The following is an 11,548-nucleotide window of genomic DNA, read 5'->3' as shown; positions in this document are numbered from 1 at the left end:
TGCGGGATGCATGCATCTCGTTCCCCTGTGCTTGTACACAACACAAGCTTCCGGCCCACTTTGGTGGGCCGTTTTTTTTGGTCGCATCCGTTCAGATGCGGGTTCCGTGGCCGATATGCACTCACTGGTTTTGTCCGCCACCCCACATCCGTGACGCCATGCGCCTGAACCTGCCCGTGACCCAGCAGGAGTTCGAGTTTCCCGACTCGGTCACCCTCGTCTCCACCACCGACCTGCAAGGCCGGATCACGTATTGCAACCCGGCATTCATCGCGGTCAGCGGCTACGCGCGGGAAGAACTGGTCGGTGAACTGCACAACCTGATCCGTCATCCGGACATGCCCGCCGAGGCATTCCGCGACATGTGGGACACCTTGCAGCAAGGTCACCCCTGGACCGGCATCGTCAAGAACCGCCGCAAGAACGGTGACCACTACTGGGTGCAGGCCAATGCGAGCCCCGTGATGTAGCGCGGGCAGGTCATCGGCTACATGTCGGTGAGGACCAAGCCACGCCGCGAACAGATCGAATCGGCCGAGGCCTTGTACGAGCGCATGCGGGCCGATGCCCAGAGCGACCATCCGGGCATCGCCCTCGCCCGTGGCGAGGTGGTCAGAACCGGCTGGCGCGGTCAGTTGCAGGCGCGTCTGCATTTCAACCTGCGGCGCCAGTTGCTGGCCTTGGGCGCGGTCCTGATGGGCGCTTCATGGGGCATTGGCAAGCTGGCCAGTGCCTGGCCGGACTGACTCATATGGCCCACCGGATGGCGGCCGGCGAACTCTCCGAACCCTACGACACCTCGCGTGCGGGGGAACTGGCCCAGCTGGCCGCGGCGCTCAACCAGTTGCAGGTCAATCTCCGGGCGGTCGTCTCCGACGTACAGGCCGAAGTGGACCACGTTCAGGTGGCTTCGGGCCAGATCGCCTCGGGTAACCAGGACCTGGCGGCACGCACCGAAGCCCAGGCCAGCAGCCTCGAGGAGACGGCCGCCGCCATGGACGAGATCAACAGCACCATCGAGAACACGGCCCAGTCGGCCCAGGAGGCGTCGCGGCTGTCGGTGCATGCCAGCGATGCGGCATCGGACTGCGCCACCGCCGTCACCCGCCTGGTGCACACCATGGACGGCATCAACCAGTCCTCGCACCGCATCGGCGAGATCATTGGCGTGATCGACAGCATCTCCTTCCAGACGAACATCCTGGCCCTCAATGCGGCGGTCGAGGCGGCCCGCGCGGGCGAGTAAGGCAAAGGCTTTGCGGTGGTGGCGGGAGAGGTGCGGCACCTGGCCCAGCGCACACTGACCGCCGCCCAGGAGATCAAGGCGCTGATCGAGGACTCGCGCAACAAAGTGGAAGCCGGAACGCAACAGGTGCACCAGACCGGCGACACCATCCGGACCATGGTCGGCACCGTCCAGCAGGTCAATGCGCTGATCGGAGAAATCACCACCGCTGCCCGGGAGCAGTCGCAAGGCATCCACCAGATCAATCAGGCCGTCAGCCACATGGACTCGGTCACGCAGCAGAACTCGGCCCTGGTGGAGGAGCTGGCGGCTGCCGAGGCCAGCTGTCGACACGACACATCATTTTCAAGACAAAACTATTAAAAATGATGATACATTGCGGTTCCAGAGCGTTTGGAGAATCGCATGACAAGATATTGCGGCACGTTTGAAGCAGCCCGGTTGCTCGGCCTATCGGTGGGCACCGTCCAGAGCCTGGTCGAGCAGGGCAAGCTCGAGGCCTGGAAAACCAGCGGTGGGCACCGCCGGATTTCGGTGGACTCGATCACGCAGTACCTGGAGCGCCAGGGCAAGACGTTGCCCTCGGGCGACCATGAAGAAGAGTCCCTGCGTGTGCTGGTCGTCGATGACGATCTGGCGACCCTTCAGGTGATCCAGACCGCGATCGAGAAATGGATGCTGCCGATTGAGGTGACCTGCCTGCCCTCGGCGGTCAAAGCCTTGCTGGACATCGGTCAGATCAAGCCGCACCTTCTTCTGACCGATCTGCGCATGCCTGGCGTGGACGGCTTCGATCTGCTGCGCACACTCAGCGGCCAGCCTGGGTTCTCGTCACTGGTCATCGTGGCCATGACGGCCCTGGGCCCCGAGGAAATCGAGCAGCACGGCGGCCTGCCCGACACCGCCGTGCTCGCGCCCAAGCCGATGAACCTGCAGTGGCTGCATGGCTTCCTCTCGGCCATGGTGGCCGAGCGGCGGCTGCGCCAGCGGCGCAGCGCACCCTCGGAGGAAATCACCTCCGACTGACACCAGAAGGCCAGCACCCCAGGTGGGTGGGCCTCTCAGCGCTGGCGCAGGTCCACGACGCGCTTGGCCTTGCCCTGGCTGCGCTCGACGCCGCCTTCGGCCCGCAGCTCCACCTCGACGCTGCTGCCCACATACACCTTCACCTCGTGCCGCAGCAGTTCAGCGGCCGCACGCGCCTCGATGCTGTCGGGCGCCAGGCCGGGTCGGGTCTCGATAGCCACCGTCAGGTTGTCCATCGGGCCTTCACGGGTCAGGATGCACTGGTAATGCGCCGTCAGTTCCGGCCGCTTGAGAATCAGCTCCTCAATCTGGGTCGGGAATACATTGACGCCGCGCACGATCATCATGTCGTCGCTGCGACCGGTGATCTTCTCCATGCGCCGCATGGTGCGCGCGGTGCCCGGCAGCAGGCGCGTGAGGTCGCGCGTGCGGTAGCGGATGATGGGCAGCGCTTCCTTGGTCAGACTGGTGAACACCAGTTCGCCGAGCTCGCCATCGGCCACCGGCTCGCCAGTCTCGGGGTTGATGATCTCGGGGTAGAAGTGGTCTTCCCAGATGGTCGGGCCGTCCTTGGTCTCGACGCACTCGTTGGCCACACCAGGCCCCATCACCTCCGACAGGCCGTAGATGTCCACCGCGTCGATGTCCATCCGGGCCTCGATGGCCACCCGCATGTCGTTGGTCCAGGGCTCGGCCCCGAAGATGCCGATGCGCAGGCTGCTCTCGCGCGGATCGATGCCCTGACGCTCGAACTCGTCGGCAATGGCCAGCATGTAGCTGGGCGTGACCATGATGATGTCGGGCCGAAAGTCCTGGATCAGCTGCACCTGACGCTCGGTCTGCCCGCCACCAAAGGGCACCACCGTCAGGCCCAGCTTCTCGGCGCCGTAGTGCGCACCCAGGCCCCCGGTGAACAGGCCGTAACCGTAGCTCACATGCACCATGTCGCCGGGCTTGGCGCCACTGGCACGGATGCTGCGCGCCACCACCGTGGACCAGGTCTCGATGTCCCTGAGCGTGTAGCCCACCACCGTCGGCTTGCCGGTGGTGCCGCTGCTGGCGTGGATGCGCGCGCACTTTTCCCTCGGCACCGCAAACATGCCGAAGGGGTAGCTGTCGCGCAGGTCCTTCTTGGTGGTGAACGGGAACTTCGCAAGGTCGCTCAGCGACTTGCATTCGTCAGGGTGTACACCAGCCTCGTCGAACTTGCGCCGGTACACGGGTGAGTTCTGATAGGCGTGGCGCAACGTCGCCTGCAGGCGCTTGAGCTGCAGCGCCCGCAGTTCGTCGACGCTGGCCTTCTCGATCGGCTCCAGGGGTAAGTGGCTCATGCCTGCACCTCTTCAGGAAAGATCTGCCCCGGAATGACAGCGCTCTTGCCCCGGAACATGGCCACCACCTCACCCTTCTGGTTGGTGACCTTCATGTCGTAGATGCCGTGACGACCCTGAAGGGTCTGCTCCACGCCTTCGCAGGTGAGAACGTCACCGGCATGTGCCGGCTTGAGGAACTCGATGCTGCAGCCCGCGGCCACCGCATTGCGGTTGTGGCTGTTGCAGGCAAACGCGAAGGTGGAATCGGCCAGGGTAAAGATGAACCCGCCATGGCAAATCTGGTGGCCATTGAGGTGCAGCGGCTTGACCATCATGCGCAGCACCGCGCGGCCTGGTGCCACCGACACCAGCTCCATCCCCATGGTGTCCTTGCTGGCCACGTCCACCGAAAACATGGTCTCGCCCACGCGCTGGGCCCGCTCCTGAGGACTCACGTTCATTCCCCCTTGAACTGCGCCGGGCGCTTCTGGCGAAAAGCCATCACACCTTCAATGTAATCATGCGTACGGCCCAGAGCCGACTGGGTGTCTCGCTCGGCGTCCAGCTGTTCATTGAGCGTGCGGGTGGACGCGTCGCGCAGCAGCGCACGCGTGGCCACCAGGGCTTTGGTCGGCATGACGGCCAGCTTCTCGGCCATGGCCAGCGCGGCCGCCAGCGGGTCGTCCTGCACGTCCCAGATCATGCCCCACTCCTTGGCCTGCGCCGCGGGCAACTTGTCGCCCGTCATGGCCAGGGCCATGGCGCGCGCCAGACCCAGACGCTCGACCAGGAACCAGCTGCCGCCGGCATCCGGAATCAGCCCGATCTTGCTGAATGCCTGAATGAAACTGGCGCCCGGTGCGGCGATGGCGATGTCGCAGGTCATGGCCAGCGAAGCGCCCGCACCGGCGGCCACGCCGTTGACGGCCGCAAGCACCGGAAAGCGCAGCGACTGGATGCGGCGTGCCGTCGGGTTGAATGCCTGGTCGATGACCGGGCCGGGGTCGGCACGCTGGATCAGGTCCGGCCCCGGCTCGAAGTCAAACTCGGCCAGGTCGGCACCGGCGCAAAAACCGCGCCCGGCACCGGTAATGACCAGTGCCCGGATCACCGGATTGGCTTCGGCCTGGTCCAGCACGGCCCACATGTCGCGGTGCATCTGGCGGGTGAAGCTGTTGAGCGCCTCGGGGCGATTGAGGGTGACCAGGGCAACAGCGCCGCGCTCTTCATACAGCACGGTGCCGCCCGCAGCGGGGGCGTTCATGGGCAAATGTCTCCTCGGGCCATCAAGATGTGGCGCCTGTGTTCGGGTGATGGGCGCAATTTACCATTAACCGACCGATGGGTCGGTTAATGTTTTCCCTTGGTTGGGTGTCGCCGTCAGGGGCACCGCTGCGGCTATAGTTGACGTGTACGTCAATTCATCCCCTCCACGCAGGACACACCATGAGCGAGACCTCCACCCCCGAACTGATCCAGGTGCGCACCGAAGGCCGCGTCGGCATCGTGACCCTCAACCGACCCAAGCAGCTCAATGCCCTCAACGACCAGCTGATGAACGAGCTGGGGGCCGCGCTCAAGGCCTTCGACGCCGATGACGGCATCGGCTGCATGATCATCACCGGCAGCGAGAAGGCGTTTGCCGCCGGGGCCGACATCGGCGCCATGGCCACCTACAGCTTTGCCGATGTGTACAAGGGCGACTACATCACCCGCAACTGGGAAACCATCCGCAGCATCCGCAAGCCCATCATCGCGGCCGTCAGCGGCTTTGCCCTGGGCGGTGGCTGCGAACTGGCCATGATGTGCGACTTCATCATCGCCGCCGACAACGCCAAGTTTGGCCAACCCGAGATCAAGCTGGGCATCATCCCCGGCGCCGGTGGCACCCAGCGCCTGCCGCGCGCGGTGGGCAAGGCCAAGGCCATGGACCTGGCCCTGACCGGCCGGATGATGGACGCGTCCGAGGCCGAGCGTTCGGGCCTGGTCAGCCGGGTGGTGCCCCTGGACAAGCTGATGGACGAAGCCCTGGGGGCCGCGCTGCAGATCAGCCAGTTCTCGCAAATGGCCGTGATGGCGGCCAAGGAATGCGTCAACCGCGCCTACGAAGGCACGCTGGCCGACGGCGTGATGTTCGAGCGGCGCCTGTTCCATGCGCTGTTTGCCACCGAAGACCAGAAAGAAGGGATGGACGCCTTCGTCAACAAGCGGGCGGCCAACTTCAAGCATGCTTGATACCCCGTAATTTTTCCTGCTATAATGCGCGTCTTCGGCGATATAGCTCAGTTGGTTAGAGCGCAGCATTCATAATGCTGATGTCGGTGGTTCAAGTCCACCTATCGCCACCAGACAAGAAAGCGGACCTTGGCAACAGGGTCCGCTTTTTTTTGGGTCCTCGCCCGTCAGCGCAGCTGCAGGTTCACGCAGAGCTTGTAGCCTTCCTTGCGGACCGAGCGGATGTGCTCCCCCTCACCCAGGCTCTGGACCATCTTCTTGCGCAGCTGGGAAATCCGGTTCTGCAGGCTGTCCTTGCTGATGTCGGCCTCTGCCGAGCCCATGTGGATGGCCACCTGCCAGCGCTCGAGCATGCCGTGCTTGGCGCTCGCCAGGGCTGAAAGCAGGCGCTGTTCGGACTCCGACAGCCGCACCGCGCCACGGCTGCCACGCAGGATGCGGGTCTGGGACTCCAGCACCGCGCCGTCTTCCGGATCGCCGGCGCGGGGCACCAGCCGCCCAGCCAGCGACCGCAACGCTGCCACGAGCTCGGCCGGATGCACTGGCTTGGGCAGGTAGATGTCGGCTCCCGACTCATAACCCAGAACCCGATCCGTGACCTGGGTACGGGCGGTGGTCATGACGATACCGGCCAAAGGCTGGGCCGCGCGGATGCGTCGCGTCAACGAAAGGCCATCCTCCCCGGGCAGGTTCAGGTCAATCACGTACAGCTGCGGACGCTGGTGCTGCAGCAGGTCATCGAACTCTTCCGCCGACGCAATGCCCTGGGCCACAAAACCGTTGGCGTCCAGTACCCCCAGCGTGGCCTCGCGCAAATCGTCGTGGTCTTCCACCAGCAACACCCTCATGACCCTGCTCCTGAGCCCACCATGGGCAACGTTACCCGGAATTTGACGTGTGTCCCCTCGTCACGGTAACTGACACCCCCCCCCAGATTCGACACCAGTCCCTGGACGAGATAAAGACCGAGCCCTGAACCAGTCCGGCGCTGGGCTTGCGGATGCCGATAGTATTTGGTGAAGACCTTGTCCGCCACCGGCTTGCCGGACAAACCGACCTCGTTGCGAACATCGACATGCATCGCCGGTCCTTCGTCCCCGGCGCTGGCCTGCCAGAACACTTCGACAGGGGCATCAGAGGGGCCATACTTCAGCGCGTTGTCCAGCAGGTTTCGGATCACCACGGCCAGCAGCTGCGGGTCGGTGCTGACCACCGGCGCCGAGCCTTCGCCTGAGACACGAACCAGCCCTCGTTCCGGCAAGCTGGACACCACCTCGCGGATGAGGGCATCCACCTGGACCGGCTGGCGCTGCGGCCGCAGCGCATCATCATCGAGCTGCCCCGCCTGCAGACAACGCTCGATCACCTGGTTCATGTCCTGTACAGCCCGCTCGGCTGCGCGATGACCACGCGCCGGCAGACCGATGGAGCCCATCAGCATCCGCAGGGTGGCCAGAGGCGTCTTGAGTTCGTGGGCCAGCATCGACAGCAACTTCTGCTGGTCTTCCCGGTGGGCCCGCTCGCGCTGGGCCCGCTGGCGGTTGAAGGCCGCCTCCACGGCCAGCAGCTCACGTTGCTGCAGCAAGCGGTAGATACGGTAAAGGAGCATGGCCAGCATGAGAAAACCCGTCACCAGCCCATGGAGCATGATCACGTGAAGGGAGATCAGCGGCCCTTCGATCACCCCTAGCCCGGGCAAGGCCGCGAGGCTGGTCAGCACCATGGAGACCGAGAAGTAGCCGACCGCGATCCACCGTTCGCCCGGCGCCTGCGCACGCGACACACCGCTGATGCCCCGCCGGGATTTGAGCGCAATCACCCACGCCACCACGGGCGCCAGCAGCACAATCATCATGTTGACCTGCAGCGCCTGCATGCCCAGCCCTCCCAGCAGCATCAGGAGCAACACGGGGAACAGCGCGAGGATGCCCTCCATGATCCGCAGGCCGCTTCGGGGGGCATGCATCTCCCTGAGCAGCACCGTGTTGAACAAAATCGACATGAAAACCGCCACCAGCACCATGATCACCGTCACCACATCCACCACCGCGGCCGCGTCGTCCAGGTCCACCAGCAGGCGCACATAACCCAGAATGCACGCGCCATAAGCGGCAGAGGCCAGCTGGAAACCCACAAAGCTCAGGGTCAGGGCATCGCGGCGCACCAGCAGCTGTGCGGCGCCCCAGATCGCAAAGATCACCAGGCAGCCAAGGTACAGGCCCGACCAGAGCATGGCCTGGGCATCGAGCTTGTGCAGATCGCTTTCACGCACCACCTCGAAATGCGCGGTGCGCGCGGTCTTGGTGGTCACTCGCACCCACACGTCCCGCGGCTGCCGACTGGCATCCAGGGCCACATTGAAAACCGCCGATGGCACCGCCTGCCAGCCGAGCGGGTGGCGGTCGCCGGTGACGCCCGTCGGCTGCGAGGCTGAGGCGGGATCAAACAGCAGGATCTCATCGAGGTAGCCAGGCCGCACGCGCAACAGCAACCGCTCGTTCATCAAGCCCGGCGTCAGTCCGGGGTCGATGCTCAACCGCACCCAGACGGGCTCTGCGCCGTAGCCTGCCGACAACACCTTGTTCATGGGAACGACCGGTGCATCAGCGAGCGCCCGGGTATCGAAGCTGGGCTCTGTGGTCAGCACACGGTGCCTGGCGACCACATGGTCCACCGTGCCAGCCAATGTCCCGGTCGGTGATACCAGACAGAGCAGCAGCCACAGCCAAAGCAACAAATTCTTCTGGAGTGTGATTCGAATCACATATCTCATAGAATTTCTTTAGCTTTGATTATCTTTGTTAGTTCTGTCACTTTAATATCCAAACCAATGGTTGTTCGACAACAGCTGCTTGCGTGTATTGAAAAGCAGTCTCCTGAGCATCGACCGCCATCCGCCTGTCTTGAGTCTCGCACCGAGGCGATCCAGCCACTGCATCCATAAGGACCTTTCCATGACCACCGCACGCACCCCCCGCCTGACGCTTCTGACCTCTTCGCTGCTGGCTGCGGCGGTCCTGAGCCTGTCGGCCTGCTCCACCATGACGCCGCCAGCCATGTCCGAGGCAGACATCGACCAGGTCAACCAGGCCGACAAGGCCGCCATGCGCAAGGACGTCGAGCCCATCAAGGGACCGTTGACCCTGGACGAAGCCATGGCCCGGGCACTGAAATACAACCTGGACCGTCGCGCCCGGCTGATGGAAGAGACCCTGGCCCTCAAACAGCTGGACGTCACCCGCTACGACATGTTGCCCCAGCTGGCGGCCCGTCTGCAATCGCAATCGCGCAGCAATGACCGGATCAGCCAGAGCCTGAACCCGGAAACCGGCGAGATTTCCGAGGTGGGGTTCATCTCCCAGGAGCGTTCGCACCAGCTGTCCGACCTGGGTGTGACCTTCAACCTGCTGGACTTCGGGGTGGGCTACTACAACACCCGCCAGCAGACCAACCGCGTCTACATCGCTGCGGAAAAGCGTCGCCGCGCCATGCACCTGCTGATGCAGGATGTGCGCACCGCCTACTGGCGTGCCGCCAGCGCCCAGAAGCTGCGGGACGATGTCGCCAACACCATCAAGATGGCCGAGGAAGCCCTGGCTGACTCGCGCAAGCTGGAGCAGGAGCGCACCCGCAACCCCGTGGACGCCCTGCGCTATCAGCGCCAGCTGCTGGAAAACCTGCGCCTGCTGGAAGCCATCAACCAGGAGCTGCTGTCGGCCCAGGTGGACCTGGCCTCGCTGATCAACGCTCCACTGGGCCAGCCGATCCCGATTGCCGAGTCGCCCGTCGGCAACGACTCCAGCACCGCCACCAGTGCCCCCATCGAGAAGCTGGAAGAAGTGGCGCTGCGCAACAACGCCGAGCTGCGCGAGCAGCACTACAACGCCCGCGTGGCCCAGGAAGAAACGCGCAAAGCCATGCTGCGCATGTTTCCCAACCTGAGCTTCAACTACAGCTTCAACTACGACTCGGACAAGTACCTGGTCAACAACAACTGGCGTGAAACCGGCCTGCAGCTGTCGTTCAACTTCATGAACCTGCTGACCGGGCCAATGCAGGTCAAGCTGGCCGAGGCTGGTGTGGCGCTGGCCGATCAGCGCCGCATGGCCACCCAGATGGCCGTGCTGACCCAGCTGCACCTGGCGCGCCTGCAGCTGATCAATGCCCGCAGCCAGTTCAACCGCGCCGAAGAGGTATATGCCACCGACAAACGCATCAGCGAACTGATGCGGGTGCGCGAAAGCGTGCAGGCCGGCAGCAAGCTCGAGCGCGTGAGCAACGACACCGCCGCCATTCTCAGCCTGCTGCGCCGCTACCAGGCCATGGCCCAGGTGCAGGTGGCCGAGCACCGCCTGCTGGCCCAACTGGGCATTGAGCCTCGCATCGGCAGCACCGACGAGCTGAGCCTGAAAGACCTGACGACCCAGGTCAAAGGCCAGAGCAACCCCTGGCAAAGTCTGAAAGCGGGCAAATAAATGAACACCCAGCTTCCTGTTCGCTTGAGCCTGCTGCCATTGCTGCTGTCACTGCTGGGTGCCGGTGCGGCGCAAGCCCAGAGCACGGCGGCCCCCAAAGGCCCTGCGCCCGTGGTGGCCCCGGCCGACGCCGCCGCCCGTGGCGGCAGCGCCGAACGCGAGATCCGCGCCCAGCTGACGCCACGCCGCTACACCACGGTGGCGGCGGAAATCGGCGCCAAGATCAGCCGCCTGCCGGTGACCGAAGGCAGCGCCTTCAAGGCGGGGCAGCTGCTGGTGAGCTTTGACTGCACCCTGCAGCAGGCGCAGCTGGCCAAGGCCAAGGCCGAGCTTGAAGGGGCCGAGCAGTCCCTCAAGACCAACGAGCGACTGGTGGAGCTCAATGCCGGTGGACAGCTGGAGGTGGAGCTGGCCCGATCCGCACGCGGCAAGGCCCGGGCCGAGGTGGGCGCCAACCAGGCGGTGCTGAGCAAGTGCAACGTGAGCGCACCCTTTGCCGGCCGCGTGACCGAGCAGAAAGTGCGAGAGCAGCAGTACGTGCAGCCCGGCCAAGCCCTGCTGGACATCATCGACGACAGCGTGCTGGAGCTGGAGTTCCTGGTGCCTTCGCGCTGGCTGGTCTGGCTCAAGGCGGGCGGACCGCTGCAGGTCCAGATCGACGAGACACAGAAGACCTACCCCGCGCGCTTCACCCGCATTGGCGCGCGCGTGGATCCGGTCAGCCAATCCGTGAAGGTGGCGGCCGCCATCGACGGACGATTCCCCGAACTGATTGCCGGCATGAGCGGACGCGTGATCGTCCCCAACGCAACGAACAACTGAGACAGCCATGAAAAAGAACCTCCACGACAACGCCCCTTCGCCCCTGTCTGCGGTGGCACAGGCCAGCCGCCTGGTCCGGCGCAAGGCTTCACCCATGGCGCTGGAACAGCGCTTCATGTTCGACGGTGCGGCTGTCGTGGAAGCAGCGGCCGTGCTGGAGCCTGTCGTGCAGGAGCCTGTGATTCAAGAACCTCTCACGACCGAGCTTCCCGCGCTGGACAATGCCTCCACGGATGTGTCGGTCACCGCTGACGACGTCGAGTCCGGCACACCTATCGACGGGGCGGGGGTGGTGGAGGCGGTGGCCGTGCTGGAGCCTGTCGTGCAGGAGCCTGTGATTCAAGAACCTCTCACGACCGAGCTTCCCGCGCTGGACAATGCCTCCACGGATGTGTCGGTCACCGCTGACGACGTCGAGTCCGGCACACCTG

10 protein-coding genes, 1 tRNA gene and 1 pseudogene are annotated in these 11,548 nt (G+C 64.6%); 7 read left to right on the top strand and 5 right to left on the bottom strand.

Annotation, left to right across the window (positions count from 1 at the left end; all coding sequences use genetic code 11):
• Positions 1 to 158: 158 nt before the first annotated feature.
• Positions 159 to 1,609, top strand: a pseudogene (locus ACFQNJ_RS19360) (methyl-accepting chemotaxis protein).
• 42 nt (positions 1,610 to 1,651) lie between these two features.
• Positions 1,652 to 2,272 (top strand): helix-turn-helix domain-containing protein, encoded by a 621-nt coding sequence (locus tag ACFQNJ_RS03345; protein WP_382253826.1) that lies wholly within the window; start codon positions 1,652 to 1,654, stop codon positions 2,270 to 2,272.
• A gap of 35 nt (positions 2,273 to 2,307) precedes the next feature.
• On the opposite strand, the gene paaK is transcribed toward ACFQNJ_RS03345, so the two are convergent.
• From paaK to ACFQNJ_RS03330, 3 genes are read right to left on the bottom strand one after another with little or no spacing between them, the layout of a single operon-like run.
• On the bottom strand, positions 2,308 to 3,603 hold the full coding sequence (gene paaK / locus ACFQNJ_RS03340; RefSeq protein WP_382253824.1) for a phenylacetate--CoA ligase PaaK: 1,296 nt from the start codon (positions 3,601 to 3,603) through the stop codon (positions 2,308 to 2,310).
• The gene (paaI, locus tag ACFQNJ_RS03335; RefSeq protein WP_382254595.1) at positions 3,600 to 4,001 is read right to left on the bottom strand and encodes a hydroxyphenylacetyl-CoA thioesterase PaaI; all 402 of its coding nucleotides are present in this window, start codon (positions 3,999 to 4,001) and stop codon (positions 3,600 to 3,602) included. Before paaI ends, paaK begins: the two co-directional genes overlap by 4 nt.
• Positions 4,002 to 4,042: 41 nt before the next feature.
• Positions 4,043 to 4,849, bottom strand: coding sequence for an enoyl-CoA hydratase-related protein (locus ACFQNJ_RS03330; RefSeq protein WP_382253822.1), 807 nt, complete (start codon positions 4,847 to 4,849; stop codon positions 4,043 to 4,045).
• Positions 4,850 to 5,031: 182 nt separating this feature from the next.
• Between ACFQNJ_RS03330 and ACFQNJ_RS03325 the strand changes: the two genes are divergently transcribed.
• Positions 5,032 to 5,820: an enoyl-CoA hydratase gene (locus ACFQNJ_RS03325; protein WP_382253820.1), complete on the top strand. Its 789-nt coding sequence runs from the start codon at positions 5,032 to 5,034 to the stop codon at positions 5,818 to 5,820.
• A 36-nt stretch (positions 5,821 to 5,856) separates the two neighbouring features.
• Positions 5,857 to 5,933 (top strand) — tRNA-Met (locus ACFQNJ_RS03320).
• Between the two features lie 54 nt (positions 5,934 to 5,987).
• On the opposite strand, the gene ACFQNJ_RS03315 is transcribed toward ACFQNJ_RS03320, so the two are convergent.
• Positions 5,988 to 6,668, bottom strand: coding sequence for a response regulator transcription factor (locus ACFQNJ_RS03315; protein WP_382253818.1), 681 nt, complete (start codon positions 6,666 to 6,668; stop codon positions 5,988 to 5,990).
• Complete coding sequence (locus ACFQNJ_RS03310; protein ID WP_382253816.1) at positions 6,665 to 8,557, bottom strand: sensor histidine kinase; 1,893 nt, start codon at positions 8,555 to 8,557, stop codon at positions 6,665 to 6,667. The genes ACFQNJ_RS03315 and ACFQNJ_RS03310 overlap by 4 nt, the downstream gene beginning before the upstream one ends.
• 217 nt (positions 8,558 to 8,774) lie before the next feature.
• On the opposite strand from ACFQNJ_RS03310, the gene ACFQNJ_RS03305 reads away from it, so the two are divergent.
• From ACFQNJ_RS03305 to ACFQNJ_RS03295, 3 genes are all read left to right on the top strand, one after another.
• The gene (locus ACFQNJ_RS03305) at positions 8,775 to 10,295 is read left to right on the top strand and encodes a TolC family protein (protein WP_382253814.1); all 1,521 of its coding nucleotides are present in this window, start codon (positions 8,775 to 8,777) and stop codon (positions 10,293 to 10,295) included.
• On the top strand, positions 10,296 to 11,117 hold the full coding sequence (locus ACFQNJ_RS03300) for an efflux RND transporter periplasmic adaptor subunit (RefSeq protein ID WP_382253812.1): 822 nt from the start codon (positions 10,296 to 10,298) through the stop codon (positions 11,115 to 11,117).
• Positions 11,118 to 11,124: 7 nt separating this feature from the next.
• The coding region (locus ACFQNJ_RS03295) for a hypothetical protein (RefSeq protein ID WP_382253811.1) at positions 11,125 to 11,548 on the top strand (424 nt) is incomplete at its 3' end.

It is taken from the genome of Hydrogenophaga bisanensis (assembly GCF_042665135.1).
Taxonomy (GTDB): domain Bacteria; phylum Pseudomonadota; class Gammaproteobacteria; order Burkholderiales; family Burkholderiaceae_C; genus Hydrogenophaga; species Hydrogenophaga bisanensis.
Note: the sequence above shows the minus strand (reverse complement) of the source record. Positions and strands in the feature narration are given on the sequence as shown.